Raw genomic sequence first — 16,236 nt, 5'->3', positions numbered from 1 at the left:
GATCATCTGCTTAGCAGACTTAAAACTACAACTAACCATATATAAGTATCTTCCCTTATCCTTGAAGCTGTTTTAAAGTCTAAGTATAAAAACAAAAGGTTTAAGATCGGGATTTCCCGCAGGTAAATGTATGAGTGATGATCATAGTTTAGAGCTCGCCCGTTGTAAGGCGGATGCTGACCGCTATAGGCTTTTAGCCGAACAATCCACCGATATGATTTCACGGCATACCCCCACCAAAGAGTGGACCTACATTGATGCCAGCCCTGCGGTTGAAACTGTACTCGGTTACACCCCCGAAGAGATTATCGGCATGGCGGGGTATGAACAGTTCCACCCAGAAGATGCTGACAACTTATCCAAGCGTGATGACAGTGTCCGCTATCGCAGTGGTGTCTACACCAATGTGTACCGGTACCGTCACAAAAAAGGTCACTACATCTGGCTCGAAACCACCAGCCGTGTGATCCGTGATGACAGCGGAAATCCACAAGAGATCATCTGTGTATCGCGCGATGTTACCGAGCGTGAAGAAGCACAACGAGATATGCGCCGACTCGCACGCGTGGTTGAAGCCTCATCCGATATGATCATGTTTTGTAACCACAAAACCCATAAACTGACCTATCTAAATGAGTCTGCTTACCACACCCTCGGTGCCGAGAAAGATAAGCCGGTGATTTACTATCTGTCGCAGCTTTTCTCAGAAGAGATCTTAGGGACACTGATCAAAGATGCCTTAGAGCACGCCTCCATCCATGGGGTTTGGTACGGCAGCATTCCAATGCAATTAGACCCTGAACTAAACCGTGTGGCGGAGATTCGCGAAATCATTGCCCATCGCAACCGCCGAGAGAACGATCAAGTTGAATACTACTCACTGATCGGACGCGATATTACCCTGCGCCTACAAGCGGAAGAGGAAGCTAAGCGTCATCAACTCGAGTTAGCACACATGTCTCGTCTGCTTTCAGTAGGCGAGATGGCCACAGGCCTTGCTCACGAGGTCAACCAGCCTTTGGCAGCGATTCTGAATTACTGTCATGGTACGCAGAGGCGTTTGGAAGAGGGCGATGCTGATCCGGTGAAAACCGTATCCGGCTCGATGAAGTTAATAATGAAGCAGGCTAAACGTGCTTCGGAGATCATCAAACGGATGCGCTCCTTTGTGCGCAAGACCGATTATCAGTGTTTTGCTTTCCCGATTAATGACAGTTGTAAGGAGGTCAGCGCCTTCCTCTGTCAGGAAGCGCAGGACCATAACATCACCTTTGATTTTCAATTTGGGGATAACTTACCCCCTCTGGTAGCCGACAAAGTACAGATCGAACAGGTACTCCTTAACCTGATGCGGAATGCAATTGAGGCCTACAACGATTGTAACAAGGCCTACAGACCCGTTATTATCACTACTAAAGCTGCCGAAGGTTATATTCATGTTTCGGTAGAGGACAAAGCAAAAGGGATTAGCAGCGAAGGTTTAGCCAAGCTGTTTGAACCGTTTTACACCTCCAAAACAACTGGCTTAGGTATGGGCCTTTCCATCTCCCGTACCATAATCGAAACCCACGGGGGCCAGATGTGGGCAGAGAGTGACGGTAAAACCGGTACGCACTTTTATCTGAAACTGCCGTTAAGAGAGCAATGATGCAAACAAACCCGACAGGCACTATCTATATTGTTGACGATGACGAAGATTTTCGTGATTCCATGCAATGGCTTTTAGAATCTGCCAATCACAACGTTGTTACCTTCCCTTCTGCACGGGAGTTTCTGGATAACTTTAATGGCGAAATCGGTTGTATGTTACTGGATGTACGTATGCCCGAGATTAACGGTCTAGCCCTGCAACAAATCATGCAGGAACGTAATATCCAGATGCCGATTATTGTGATCTCCGGCCACGGTGATATTCCAATGGCAGTGAGCGCGATGAAACAGGGCGCGATGGATTTCTTAGAGAAACCGTTCGATGGCGATGTGCTACTTCGCTTGGTTGGCCGTGCGTTAAGCAAAGCGCAAAAGGCTCGCGACGAACAAGGTGCTCAGTTAGAAATTCAGGAGAACTACGCTAGCCTAAGCCGTCGTGAGAAAGAGGTAATGTCGCTGGTTGTTGCCGGCAATGCCAATCGCCAGATCGCTGAAGAGCTAGATATCAGCCCTAAAACGGTTGAAGTACATCGTTCACGTGTCATGAGCAAGATGCGCGCGAGTAGCCTTGCTTCTCTGGTAAAACAAGCTTCTCAACTAAACGAACAAGCTTAATCTAACCGCACCTGAGAGCCCTCAGGTGCGATCAGTTTGCCGATCAACGCTTATCAGGATCAGGAATTGAGTAGGTCATGGTCGCATGGGCCATCGGTTCCTCATCCCCTTCCGATAAGATATACACTTCCCCCACCGCCAAACGCTTTCCGACTTTGAGCATCTGCGCCGTAGCGAAGATATCGCGATCGGCAGAAGGCTTGCGTAAGAAATTGATATTTAACTGAGTCGTCACCGCCAAAGGCACGGGGCCTATACGGCTTAATAGCGCCGCATAGACCGTCACGTCAGCTAGACCCATCATTGCGGGGCCAGAGACGGTACCGCCCGGTCTTAGATGCTGATCATCCACTGGCAAACGCATAGTGGCAGTACCATCACCTAACTCCACTAACTCCCCATACTGCTCACCTTGGGGAAAGTGCTCTGCAAGAAAGCTCTGCAACTGCTCAATATTCAACTTCATACACAACTCCAATCTGCCTAAGGAACCTAAGCGACTGCCTCATGCTCATCCCGCGCTTTATTCCGCAGGATAAAGCGCTGAATTTTGCCACTCGGCGTTTTGGGCAGTTCTGGCATAAACTCGATCTCGCGAGGGAAAGCATGGGTTGAAAGACGTGTGCGTACCAGTTGCTTTAACTCTTCAGCCAGCTCCTCTGTCGGATCAAATTCTCGCTTAATCACAACATAGGCTTTGATAATAGCACCGCGCTTCACATCTGGTTTGCCGATGACACCTGACTCCGCTACAGCATCGTGCTCTAGCAATGTACTTTCCACATCTGCTGGCCCTACGCGGTAACCCGCCGTCGTGATGATGTCATCATCACGACCTGTGAATGAATAACTGCCATCACCATGACTCATCACGACATCACCGGTGAGGTAGTACTGACCATGGAATGGGTGCTTCTCTTGCCATGTATAACCTTGGAAGAAAAACAGTGGCGAGTTATCCACATCCACTGCTAGCTGTCCGGTTTCGCCTTCAGGGATCTCATTAAAGTCTGCATCTAGGGCAACGACGCGATGACCTGGCATTGAGAAGCCCATGGAGCCCACACGCACTACCTCTTGCTTAAGATCATGATGGTTACATGCAGTCATACCGGTTTCTGTTTGACCGTAATGATCCATTACAGGGCAACCTAAGCGCTTATCAACCCAACTGATTACTTCTGGGTTCAACGGTTCACCGGCACTGCTCGCTACGCGTAGCGAGAAAGTTTCATCCGCTGCCAACACATCATCGTTTGCCATCAACATGCGGTAAGCCGTTGGTGCCGCCGCAAGGTTGGTAATCTTATATTTGCGCAGCATGTCGTAGGTGCTTTCTGGGGTAAACGCCGCCTCACAAAAGTGCGTGGTATTACCCAACAGCAGAGGACCAACCACCGCGTAGTAAAGGCCGTAAGCCCAACCTGGATCAGCAACATTCCAATAGGTATCTTCTGGACGCAAGCCAATGGCAAAACGCATATAAACGTAGAACGAGAGTAGCGCTCGGCTTGGTACGGCAACGCCTTTAGATTTTCCGACTGTGCCTGAGGTAAACATCTGTAAAAATGGATCATCTTTGCCAATTTTTACCGGTGTAAACTCTGTCGATTGCTGCTCAATCTCTGCAGCAAAATCGAGATCACTTGTGGCATCCGCTGCCTGATCACGATTAAAAGTCAGGATGGCCGGACAATCAGTTACATCATTCAGCTTTGGACGGTTACTTGGGTCGGTCACCACCAACTTGGTACCCGCTTGCTGTACTCGATACTCGATCGCACCGGAACCGAACGCCGTAAACAGCGGCTGGTATACCGCGCCTGCGCGAAGCGTACCCATAATCACCACCATCAATTCAGGTGTGCGCGGTAGCAAAGCCGCAACGCGATCGCCTTTACCTATACCTTGAGCGGTAAGGAAGTTTGCAAACTGGGCAGACTTTTCTTTCAACTCAACGAAAGTCATTTGCGAAGCAGGTCGCTCAGCGCCTTCGTAATTCAGAGCGATTCGATCGCCTTCTGCCCATTTATCTACAATCTCCTCACAGACATTAAATCCATCTTTGAGGTTACCGACCATCAGCTCTTCAATCATGGCCGGATCAAACTTATCGTAATAATCCTGATAGGTTTCGGTTGTCATTAGTTTCCCATCCATCATTTTTTATTTTTGTATTCTTATACGCATGAGCAATCTTTAATTACTGGTGCTCAGCCAGTATTTCTCGCGCAATAATGAGTCTTTGAATTTCGCTTGTGCCTTCGTAAATCGAGGTAATTCGCACATCGCGGGCATAACGTTCCAGTGGGTATTCCTGCATGTAGCCGTAGCCACCTAAAAGCTGCAGCGCGCTGTAGCAAGCTTGATTGGCTTTTTCACTGGCAAAGAGTTTTGCCATGGAGGCTTCTTTAGCGAAAGTGAGTCCACGCTGTTTACGATCAGCAGCATTTAAGAGAAGTAATCGTGCGGCTTCCAACTCGGTAGAACGATCCGCAATCATCCACTGCAGGCCTTGAAAATCAGCAATTGCTTTACCAAACTGCTTACGTTCTTTGGTGTACGAGATCGCATAATCCATCGCAGCTAAACCAACACCCAGTGCGAGAGAACCTATGCCGATGCGTCCACCGGCAAGTTCTGCCACAGCCAGACGAAAACCATCATTTAGCTCACCTAGAATCGCTGATTCAGGTACAAGCACCTGATCGAAATGCACTTCATTGGTCGCTGAGCCATGTTGACCCATCTTCTTTTCTGCCGGGCCGACTGTGATTCCGTGGCTACCGGCTTCCACTAAAAAGCAGGTAATCCCCTTACCTTTTTTCGCCTGTGGCTCGGTCACCGCCCACACCACAAAGACGCCGGCAAACTCGGCGCTGGTGATCCACTGCTTAGTGCCGCTGATCTCATAGCCCTGATCAGTTTTCACCGCTTGAGTACGCATTGATGCAGGATCGGATCCCGCACCTGCCTCGGTTAAACAGAAGCTGCCCGCTCGATATTCGCCGCTGCAGATCAATGGTAAGTATTTAGATTTTTGTTCTTCAGTACCCATCGCCTGAATGACTTCCGCCACCATATTGGTCACTGACATAGTCACAGCAGTTGATGCACAGGCACGCGCGATCTCGGTAATCGCTAAACTGAAGGCAACAGCTCCCGCTTCAGTGCCACCATGGTCTGCTGAGATGTTTAGCCCCATAAAGCCCAATTCGGCAAGTTGCTGACAATTGGCCAGCAGAATGCTCTTGTCTTTTGTCTGATCCAGCTCCGCCGCTACCGGTGCTAATTCACTTTCAGCAAAGCGCTTGGCGGTATCCTGAATCAGTTGTTGTTCTTCTGTTAATGTGAAATCCATAAGGCACACCTTATTAGGGTTTACCCTAATCTATACCTTATATATTTCATTTGGTAAAGATAAAAATAACAGGCATAAATCAGACAAAATCTGAAAAATTCAGCATAAGCCTAGGAAAACAATAGATAAGTAGTAACCCTTACATTTTTTATTAACTAAAGAGTTACTACAGGAGAGGAGGATAAAAAGAAGTGTGAATTAGGTGATAAGAATCGAAGAAAGTTCGAGTATTTGCCCACGCATTGCGCGCTCTGAATCAGGCAAAACATCTTCGCTAGGCCATAAGCCTGTCCGTAAACATTCAGCGTAAGGCGCTGCCAAATTCGCTTGCTGCATCTTCTCGCTCGCCTGATCCGCAGGATAATCCAAGCGCTGCCAGCTGACTTCAATGCCCTGCGCATTTGGCTTTAAAAGCATGTACCAGACAGAAGCGGTGCCATCATTAGCAGGCATGCCGATCACACCGCTATTCAGCCAATACCCCTGCTCCAATTGAGTTCCAAAAGGGATACCACAGTGGCCTCCAATCACAACATCAGTACCCGCTAGATCTAGCTGAGCCTGCTTATGTTCCGCTGAACTGCTGGCAAAGATAAATTCGTTGATTCGATCGACACTGCCGTGCACAACTTGAAATCGTTTGCCCGCTAGCTCAAAGCTTATCTGCCGAGACAGTTGTCCCATCCAGAGTTTATCGTCTTGAGAAACCTGCTGACTGGCAAATCGGTACCATTCGACTGAGAGCAGGGAACAAGCCGAATCTTCCGAAAAACCACAGCCACAATCAGGCGCATCCTCAGCTAAGGACTCCTCACAGTTACCCATCACCACAGGAATATCCCAGTCACGAATCAACGCTAATGTCTCGACGGGTTCCGCACAGTAGGCAACCAAATCCCCTGTGCAGATAACCTGCTTCGAAGATAAGCCTAACCTGTCGGCTTCCTGTTTAAGCGCTCTGGTGGCCGCTAAATTGCTGTACGGGCCGCCAAATATCAGTAGCGGCCCTGTTAGTGTTCCAAGATCCATATTGCCTAAACTCACATTTCTTCGATCTACATTTGTTAAACCTATACATTACGCTGGCTGCAACTGCTTTTGGCTGGCTCCACCGACTAAGAACAGTGCACAACCACCAAACATCACAACCACACAGATCCAGAGTAACTTAGTGTATTTATGCGCTTCGCCCAACATCGCCGTGTAACCCGAAGACTCCGTGAAGTAGAGCAATGCGCCAGCCATCGCGAGGATAAAGCTGCCTAGATAGCTCCAGACTGGAATATCACGACGGTTAGCCCACAGACTGAAGAAGATAACTGGCACCAAATACATCGAAGCCGTGCCGCTTACAGCGACCGCACTAAACAGATCTTTATTACCGATAAACACCATCACGAGGCCCATCAACATAAACAGCACCATCACCATACGGCCATTCCGCAAATTCACAGGCAAAAGTTTCATATCCACGACCATCATTTTCGCCGAGCTGGTCAGTGTACTGTCCAAAGTAGACATAGCAGAGATGATCAAAGAGGCACTAAACAGGAACATCGGCAGTTCACCCAGCAGACGCGTCAGCACCTGATTCATATCTTCCCCTGAGATCGCATTAGCACCTGCAATCACCCCTAATGAACCAAACGCGATAATGCAGATACTGCTAATCCAAGCCGCATGGATGAAACTACGTCTAGTTGTTTCACGATCCGCCAAGAAACCACGGTCCATCATCACAGGATCATGCATTGGATAGCTCCACACCTGCAGCAGGGCGACGATCAATAGGATTGGACCGGGATCACTAATTTCAAACGGTTTAAACGCAATAAGTTCGGCATTGAAGTGACCGCCACCAGCCACCAGTGCTAACAACACCGCTAACACAGCAATAAACACCATCATCTGAAAGAAGTCAGTACGCAAAGACGCCTGCAAGCCGCCCAACATTGAGTAGATCAGAGTCACAATCGCTAAGCCAACAACCGCTAAAGTATAAGATTGCGTACCTGCCGCACCAAATAAGATACCGATAACCAGCAGGTTGGCAAACACCTCACTGACCAAGCGCACACCGATGACAAAGTTATAGCAGCGACTTCCCCATTGACCAAAACGATCGATTAGAAACGCTTGGATGCTCTCATAACCTTGCTCAAATCGTAGGTAATCGACAATCTTCCCACCTGTAAGAAACGAAAGATAATAAGCCGCATAAGCTAGTGTTCCCCATATCCCATAATAGAAACCTAAAATGGCTGCATTCAGTAATGAACGCGCAAAGATCCAAGTCGTTACCTGCGAAAAAATCAGCGTTAATAACCCAGGTGCTAGCCCTTCTGCCGAGCGGCCTTTGAAAAAACTATTTTCGTGATTAACTTTGCGTGAAAGGAATACTGAAACCAGCGCTAAAGCAGACACTAGCGCAATCAGCCAAATATCCATAAGTAACTCCATTTATAAAAGGGAAGGATGCTTGCTCAGACAGCAGCGCTGTATAGCAGTTCCCTGTGTTTTCAAACAAACTTTAAACGACCATACTTTTTTGATTGATCAATCAAATAAAGAAATCTAACTGGCGGTAATGCCATACCTCGTTTATAACTAATAAGGTTCAATAAATTGATAATCAAGGAAGATTTTTAATGATCTCTGCATATACTTAGTAGTAATTCCATCGTATGAGGAAAGTCTATGTCTGATGAACTCATTGTTTTTGCCGAAGAGGAAAAGAAAGATCCCACCCTGACGGCAACAAACAACAGTTCACGGCCCTGGAAGGTTTTAGTCGTTGATGATGACAAAGACGTTCACGAGGTAACGAAATTCGGCTTAAAAGGCTTGGTTTTTCTAGGCCAGCCACTAGAGCTCCTGCACGCCTATTCCGCTAAAGAAGCACAAGAAACGCTCGCCAACAATGAAGATATCGCGGTAATCCTACTTGATGTAGTAATGGAGACAGAAAGTGCAGGCTTAGATCTAGTCAAAACAATTCGTGAAGATCTATCGCTCACCAACACCCGCATCATTTTACGAACAGGTCAGCCTGGCTATGCACCTGAAATTGAAGTCATCCTCAAATACGATATCAACGACTACAAGAATAAAGCCGACCTAACCCGCACCCGACTCTACACAAGCGTTACCGCTGCCATTCGTTCCTACTCCGAAATCACCGCTATCGATTCTAGCCGTAAAGGCTTGGAAAGAATCGTACATGCCTCAAGTGAATTGATGTCTCTTCACGGCATACGAGAGTTAGCCAACGGCATTATCTGCCAGTTAGCAGCGTTATTGGGTATTTCAGAAGAGGGAATGATCTGTTTCAAGAAGAACAGTAACGATGAAATAGAGGCAACTGGATCTGAATTTACGATTGTGGCCGCGTCCGCTCAGCCGAGTAATCAAAAGGAATTCCCAGAAGTAATCGAAGATGCCAATATCAATGCAATGCTGCTAGAAGCAAGTAGTAAGCGCCGGAGCATCGAGAATGACTACGCCTGCGTGCTCTACTTCCCAAGTGAATTCCGCAATGACATGCTGTTGTACTTGGACATTCAACGCCCACTTGAGGGCACCGAACACCAGTTGCTAGAAGTATTCTGCAGCAATATCTCTGTGTGCTTAGATAACGCAACCATTCTAGATCGCCTACATAACTATGCTTATTTCGATTCCCTGTTAAATATCCCTAACCGTGTCTCCTTCTCGAATCAAATCGATAAAATCATGCTGAGGCAGCTCCAACCGCAGCTTGTTACGCTGATTGATATTGATCACTTTAGTGGTATGAATGACACCTTAGGTTCAGAGTCTGGAGATGAACTGCTTAAGCTGGTTGCAAACCGTCTAGCAGCTAACCTACCCCAAGACTCCTGTATATGCCGTATATCAGGCGATACCTTTGGCGTGATGGGGCCAGAAAATAGCTTTTCAGTTGAACAGATCAACGAGATGCTGACCCAACCATTTGAGCTTTTCGGAGACGACCTCACCATCTCAATCACACAGGGTTGCTACATTCTCAAAGACGCCAACATTAGCGGTAATAATGCGATTAAACGTGCAAATATCGCTCTAAAGCGCGCTAAAGACATCGCTCGCGGTGAATTTATTGAATACACCCATGAGATAGAACGTGAAACTCAGCAGCGTATGCTCTTGCTACAAGGTCTGCGTAAAGCATACAGCGAAGGTGAATTGTTCCTTGCTTACCAACCACAAATTGATCTGCGCACTGGCAGAATCAACGGTTTTGAAGCACTTATCCGTTGGCGTACAAAGAGCGGTGCGCTTATTTCCCCAGTCGAATTTATTCCAGTAGCTGAAAGCTCAGGACTTATCGTGCCTATAGGTGAATGGGTTATGGACACTGCGATGAGGGATTTGGAGACCATCGAACAGAAATATGGGTTGGGTCTTCAGGTGGGTATTAATATTTCACCTGCCCAATTCCGTCACCCAGAATTTCTCAGCCTTATCCAAAGTAAGCTGGATAACTTTTCACTTAAACCGCAGCAAGTGGAGTTCGAGGTAACAGAGTCTGTTGCCATGATCGACACCAACAGTGTCCGTGAAATTTTACAGGTGATCCACGATCTCGGCGCCAAAGTCGCGATTGATGACTTTGGGACTGGTTTCTCCTGCCTCAGCTATCTAGAAACCCTTAACTTTGACCGCCTCAAAATCGATAAATCGTTTATCGATAAGATGCTGGATAAGCACAAGGGCACACACATTCCTGAGATGATTATTAACTTGGGTCGCGACCTAGATATGGCAGTTATAGCAGAGGGCGTGGAGACAGCCGAACAGGTAGAGCGCTTAAAAGAGCTGCAATGTTTTGAAATCCAAGGTTATCACTTTGCGAAACCTATGGAATTGGAACAGTTATATGATTGGTTGGATGAGCATTTGAGCTAGTAGAACTACCAGCTCAGATTGAATAATCAATTACTCACTAACTACACAATTTCGCCCTTCATCTTTGGCTTTGTAGAGCGCTTTATCAGCACGATCTAGCAACTGTTCGATACTCTCACCTGGGTAGAATTGCACTACACCAATGCTAACCGTGATATCTAATCCTTCCGGTTTTAATTGCTCCACCCGTTCACGAACCTCTTCAGCCTTCTCCACACCAGCTTCCAAATCACAATGCCCGAGCAAAACAACAAACTCTTCACCGCCAAAACGCGCAGGAATATCATCTTTTCGGCAGATACGTCCTAAAAGATCACCGAACTCACGCAGCACTTTATCGCCTACCAAATGGCCGTGGGTATCATTCACCTGTTTAAAGTAATCAAGATCGAGCAACATCACGCTGAGTGGATCACTGTGACGTTCGGTATGCGCTAAACGCTGTTCAGCTGTTTCTAAGAGGTAATAGCGGTTATAGAGGCCTGTCAGTTGATCCTTCAATGCGATCTCTTTGAGCAGATCCCGCTGCTGTTTAAGCGTGACATGTGTATTCACACGCGCCAGTACGATAGAAGGACGTACAGGTTTTGCGATGTAATCGACCGCACCTAGTTGCAAACCGAGTTCTTCGTTACGATCAGCATCCCGAGCGGTAACAAAAATAATAGGAATATCTTGAGTGTGGGGCTGACCTTGAAGCTTCTGACACACTTCGTAGCCACCCATATCCGGCATTTCGATATCTAAAAGGACTAGATCAGGCACAGGATCAGCAACCGCTAGTTTCAAGCAGTCATTGCCCCCGGTAGCTACCTTAATCCGGTAGTGGTCTTTTAGGCAGTTTGCCAAGACTTTAATATTTGAAGGCACATCGTCTACGATTAAAACGACAGGCTTGCTCATGTCTCGTCGACTCCGTCCGAAAGCTCTGGTTGAATGCCAAGGGCTTGTTCCATTATAGCCAAGCTATCCTCAGCAGCCTCAAAATCAAATGCTGATAATCTAGCGTGAAGCTGTTCTAGCGGCCCCTCAAATTCAGAACCGTTCGCGCTCATCCATAAGTCATCATACTCTGTGGTATCTATATAGCTACCTAAATTAACTGCTTCACGAATCGAAATAAGCTTTTCTTTAAACTCGTCTTCCGTGAGTCCTACGTGCGGCGTCTCTTCTTTTTGCGAGGCGTACTCTGCAAAACAGGCTTTCACCTCGTCATAGGCTTGCAGAAACTCAGGCAACACTTTTAAAACTTCACCACCATCATCTGCCTTAGCGAGCTTTTCCAACTTAGCAGCCTGTGCCTGCAAGGCTATTGCTGAAAGATTCGCAGCCATACCTTTCACCGCGTGTGCAGATTTACCTGCGGCGGCCCAATCAGAATTACTGATGTAAGTTTCAATGTTCTCCACTATAGGATCAGCATCAACCGCAAAGATATCTAATAAGGGGGCGATAAGCTCCTCTTTACCCATCATGCGTGCGATAGCATCCTGCTTATCCCACACAACAGCAGTTACTTTTTCCGCTTCCTCATGTGCCTGTGGTTTTTCAACTGTTTCTGCAATCCCCAAGAAACGCTGTAGCACTTGATTAAGAGCAACTGGTGAAACGGGTTTACTCAAGTAATCATCCATACCTGCAGCAAGGCACTTTTCCCTATCCCCTGCCATCGCATTTGCTGTCATTGCGATAATCGGGACAGTGATATTTTTCTGCTGAGCTTTACCCGCCCTTATCTGCTGAGTTGCTTCATAACCATCCATCTCAGGCATCTGACAATCCATCAATACCAAATCGTAAGGGCAGTTATTATCTAACGCAGTATTGAGACTCTGTAATGCTTCTATACCATTTCCTGCCATATCAGCGGAGAGGCCGAGTTCTTGTAAGATCCCTTGTACCACCAGCTGATTAATCTGGTTATCCTCGACCACTAGGATACGTTTCTCACCCAAGGTTGGATGACCTTCAATCGAGAGATCCTTGAGATAATGACTTGTAACTAACGGTGAGGCGTTATTCAATGCTTCACCACCACTCGCAACCACTTGTAGCGCATCAAAGATATCAGAGGTTGTCGCAGGTTTAGGGAAGTAACCACTAAAACCTATATCTGCAAAACGCTTAGCATCACCACGATGTGCCATTGAGGTCATTAAGATGAGTTTGGCTGAGCTAAAGCGATCATCAGCTTTCAAAGCCCTTCCCAGCTCGGCACCATCCATACCCGGCATCTGCATATCCATAAAGACAACATCAAAACATGCATTTGAAGACTCGTAGAAAGCTTCACAACAAGCAATCGCTTCATTGCCATCTTCCGCTTCCACGACTTTTGCCCCCCAATGCAGTAACTGCGCAGATAGCACTTCTCGGTTAGTTTTGTTGTCATCTACGATCAATATATCGAGATTTTCTATACCCGTGTAAGGGACAACCGCCTCTGCTTGTTCACTGTTTTCCAGATAAACACTAAAGTTAAATTCACTACCTTGACCAACCGTACTTTTTACTGAGATTTCCCCACCCATTAACTCACATAGCTTTTTACAGATTGCGAGCCCCAACCCAGAACCGCCATATTCACGGGTAGTAGAAGCATCGACTTGGCTAAAGGATTCAAATAGTTCAGGCAACTTTTCAGGGGGAATACCTATGCCGGTATCCTTAATTCCACAATCCAAACGCAATCTATCGCCTACATGCTTAAGCTGTGAGCGAATGACCACCTCACCTTCATTAGTGAATTTAATGGAATTGCCAACCAAGTTAATCAGCACCTGGCGTAAACGCCCTGGATCACCTTTAGCCGTGGACGTTTCTACGCCAGTTAGGTCCAGGATAAGCTCCAAACCTTTATCTTGCGCTTGCAGAGCCATAGCTTCGGCAAACTCCCCAAACATACCGCGCAAATTAAAGTCGATACATTCAAGCTCTAGTTTGCCTGCATCCACTTTGGAGAAATCGAGGATATCGTTAATCAGAGCAAGCAGAGAGTTAGCACTGGTTTGAGCTACAACCGCACGATGACGTTGATCATCCGTGAGCGGCGTATTCAGCAATAACCCCAACATACCAAGGACACCGTTCATCGGTGTGCGGATCTCGTGGCTCATATTGGCTAAGAATTCACTCTTAGCAATATTCGCTTGTTCCGCTTCATTCTTGAGCGCAATCAAACTCTGTTCCATTTCGCGCTCAAGGGTCACGTCCAGATTGGTACCGATCATTTTCAGGGAACACCCTTGGTCATCGACCATATGGGCTGCTGTGGCCTTCACATAACGAACAGAACCATCTGGGAAGTTAAGTCTGAATTCACAGTGCCAATCATGTCTCCCGCGAACAGCTTCTTTCAATGAGCCTTCCGCCATATCAAGGTCTTCAGGACAGACTCGCTCTCGCCAGTAGTCAAAATAGAGATTGTTATTGATGACCTCTTCTGGAACTTGGTAAATCTTAAGCATCTGATCGTCCCATTGCAGTTCATTGGTGATCAGATCCCACTCCCATATCCCCAAGCCAGATGATTCCACCGCAACATCCACACGACTCAAGGCATCTTCGAGTTTACCTTGCATATCTTCAGCAAGATCTAATGCCTTGATCAAACCTTGCTCTGCATCCACTCGGGTGGAAACATCACGGAAAGACCATACCCGTCCCACCGCACTATCCTCTACGTACATAGGAATTGAGGATTGCTCGTATGTACGACCATCGTTGAGACTTAAACTAGTAAAGTGGGAACGCCCTTCGGAGTTGATAAGGCCTTTAACATTTCGTGCGGCTTCATCAGCGTTGTTTAACTGCCGTAATATGGGACCCAGCACACGGGAGTGATCATTGAACTCTTCAGGTAAGCCCCACATTTCAGCAAAGCGCTTGTTATAGCGAATAACACCGCCATCATTCTTAGTTACCAGAATGCCGTTATCAGTTGATTCCAAAATCGAAGCCTGCATAGTCAACGATTCAGTAATCTCCAACTCCATTTGCTTACGTTTGGTGATATCACTACGGATAGCCACATAACTCAGCGGGTTCCCAGTATCGTCCTTAAAAGGAACGATCGTTGTATCGACCCAATAAATACCACCCTGCTTATTACGGTTACGGATCTCGCCATGCCAAACATCGCCTGCTGCAATCGTACGATAGAGTTCTATAAAAAACTCTCGCGGATGATACCCAGAATTGAGAATTCGGTGGTTCTGCCCAATCAATTCTTCACGAGTAAAACCACTGATCTGAGAAAACTTTTCATTAGCGTAGGTGATCGTACCCTTGAGGTCAGTGACCGCCACAATAGAATGCTGATCTAAGGCAAACTTCTGCTCCCCTAATTCCAAAAGCGCTTGATTGGCTCGCTCAGCACTGCGCCTCAGTTCGGCCTCATGTAGTTTGCGTGTCTCCAACATCATATTGAAGGCATCAGCTAAATGAGCCGTTTCGATGTTATTGGCATTCACCTCTACTTGCTCTGCATTACCTGCAGATGCTTCCCGACTTGCGTACGCCAAGGTAATTAAAGGTTTTGTGATCCGACCAGCAATCCCAAATCCCATCAATAAGACAATAAACGCGGTTACAAGGCATAAAGCTAAGGTAATTTGCCCCAACCATTGAGAAGCCCTTAAAGCGGTATCTAGATCAACTTCACTTATCAGAATCCAACGAATATTCTCAAGCACAATCACATCATGCATACCGATAACAGGCACACCATTGGGGCCGATATAATTCAACGCATGCTGAATAGAGTTTTGATCAGTATTCGCCACTGCATGCAGATACATTTCAGTTTCGACTTTACGCTTGAGTACTTCATCCCTGTTGTTACCAATAGGCGTAATTAATGTGCCATCAATATTCATTAAGTAGTGAAGATGCTGCTGTTTTTCATCGACCGCTACATCAAGTAGGTCAAACACTCGATCAAAGCGCAGTTGAATAGCAAAAGCACCTATCGTTTTGCCATCCTTATCATTAATTGGCGCGGTCAAGAAACCAGCAAAAGCGCCATTGGAAGGGGCATAAAGCTCCATACCAGAGAATGAAACATTACCACTACGGAGAGTATTTTTAACGCTATAGGCAAACTTTGTGCTGCTAAAAGGGCCGCGCTGCAAGCTTGTGCCAAGGTCCGATTCTTGCGCGACTGAAAAAAGAATATTGCCTCGGCTATCGATCAAGAAAAGATCGTAAATATAATCATAACGACGGCTAAAACTGATCAAATCAGCTTTATGGCTATCTACTCGCTGAGCCCAATCATCACTTAAAACATAATCTTTAGCTTTTAACCCACTTTCTTGAAGTCCGTTTGAAAGAGAAGACAACATGGAGATAGTATCGTGGGATTCCGCTTTGAAACGCAGATCGACTACACGATAATCAAACCAGTTTTTGATGGAACGGACAGTTACAAGGGAGGACTGACGAAGCTTTTCCTCTGCTGCCACCAGCAGGCTGTCTTTAGCTTGTTGATAACTCAACCAAGAGACAAAGGCCAAGGGGATAAGCGCCAACAAGGTCATCCAGACCATGAGTTTTACGCGTAGTGAAACCTTGCGACCGGTATCAGGATTAGGTACGGAAGCCTCAGCTGCCTCTTCCCTCTTCATACAGAGTACGTCCTTTGTCTAGTTTAAGCAGATCAATAGCTGAAGGAATTATAAAAC

General features: G+C 46.7%; 10 protein-coding genes. 3 read left to right on the top strand and 7 right to left on the bottom strand.

Annotated features, from left to right (window positions below; genetic code table 11):
• The first annotated feature begins 130 nt into the window (after positions 1-130).
• Both ACMXYV_RS00310 and ACMXYV_RS00305 read left to right on the top strand, forming a co-directional pair.
• Entirely contained in the window at positions 131-1,648 is a 1,518-nt protein-coding gene (locus ACMXYV_RS00310; protein WP_415889797.1) for a PAS domain S-box protein, read from the top strand.
• Positions 1,645-2,265, top strand: coding sequence for a response regulator transcription factor (locus ACMXYV_RS00305; protein WP_415889796.1), 621 nt, complete (start codon positions 1,645-1,647; stop codon positions 2,263-2,265). The genes ACMXYV_RS00310 and ACMXYV_RS00305 overlap by 4 nt, the downstream gene beginning before the upstream one ends.
• Positions 2,266-2,308: 43 nt before the next feature.
• Here ACMXYV_RS00305 and ACMXYV_RS00300 read toward each other — a convergent pair whose 3' ends face one another.
• The 5 genes from ACMXYV_RS00300 to ACMXYV_RS00280 all read right to left on the bottom strand — a co-directional run bounded on the left by ACMXYV_RS00300 (position 2,309) and on the right by ACMXYV_RS00280 (position 8,074).
• Positions 2,309-2,731 (bottom strand): PaaI family thioesterase, encoded by a 423-nt coding sequence (locus ACMXYV_RS00300; protein ID WP_415889795.1) that lies wholly within the window; start codon positions 2,729-2,731, stop codon positions 2,309-2,311.
• Positions 2,732-2,757: 26 nt separating this feature from the next.
• The gene (locus tag ACMXYV_RS00295; RefSeq protein WP_415889794.1) at positions 2,758-4,410 is read right to left on the bottom strand and encodes an AMP-binding protein; all 1,653 of its coding nucleotides are present in this window, start codon (positions 4,408-4,410) and stop codon (positions 2,758-2,760) included.
• Positions 4,411-4,468: 58 nt separating this feature from the next.
• Positions 4,469-5,626: an acyl-CoA dehydrogenase family protein gene (locus tag ACMXYV_RS00290; protein WP_415889793.1), complete on the bottom strand. Its 1,158-nt coding sequence runs from the start codon at positions 5,624-5,626 to the stop codon at positions 4,469-4,471.
• A gap of 198 nt (positions 5,627-5,824) precedes the next feature.
• The gene (locus ACMXYV_RS00285; protein WP_415889792.1) at positions 5,825-6,655 is read right to left on the bottom strand and encodes a metallophosphoesterase family protein; all 831 of its coding nucleotides are present in this window, start codon (positions 6,653-6,655) and stop codon (positions 5,825-5,827) included.
• Between the two features lie 48 nt (positions 6,656-6,703).
• A complete protein-coding gene (locus ACMXYV_RS00280; protein WP_415889791.1) occupies positions 6,704-8,074 on the bottom strand; it encodes a sodium:proline symporter in 1,371 nt (456 codons plus the stop codon).
• A 249-nt stretch (positions 8,075-8,323) separates the two neighbouring features.
• On the opposite strand from ACMXYV_RS00280, the gene ACMXYV_RS00275 reads away from it, so the two are divergent.
• Entirely contained in the window at positions 8,324-10,552 is a 2,229-nt protein-coding gene (locus ACMXYV_RS00275; RefSeq protein WP_415889790.1) for an EAL domain-containing protein, read from the top strand.
• 30 nt (positions 10,553-10,582) lie between these two features.
• Here ACMXYV_RS00275 and ACMXYV_RS00270 read toward each other — a convergent pair whose 3' ends face one another.
• On the bottom strand, positions 10,583-11,455 hold the full coding sequence (locus ACMXYV_RS00270) for a diguanylate cyclase (protein ID WP_415889789.1): 873 nt from the start codon (positions 11,453-11,455) through the stop codon (positions 10,583-10,585).
• Positions 11,452-16,179 carry a response regulator gene (locus tag ACMXYV_RS00265; RefSeq protein WP_415889788.1) on the bottom strand — a complete coding sequence of 1,576 codons (4,728 nt, stop codon included), beginning with the start codon at positions 16,177-16,179 and terminating at the stop codon, positions 11,452-11,454. The genes ACMXYV_RS00270 and ACMXYV_RS00265 overlap by 4 nt, the downstream gene beginning before the upstream one ends.
• Between the last annotated feature and the right edge of the window lie 57 nt (positions 16,180-16,236).

It is taken from the genome of Neptuniibacter sp. SY11_33 (assembly GCF_047778025.1).
In the GTDB taxonomy this organism is placed as follows: Bacteria; Pseudomonadota; Gammaproteobacteria; order Pseudomonadales; family Balneatricaceae; genus Neptuniibacter.
This window is presented reverse-complemented; position numbering and strand designations above follow the sequence as displayed.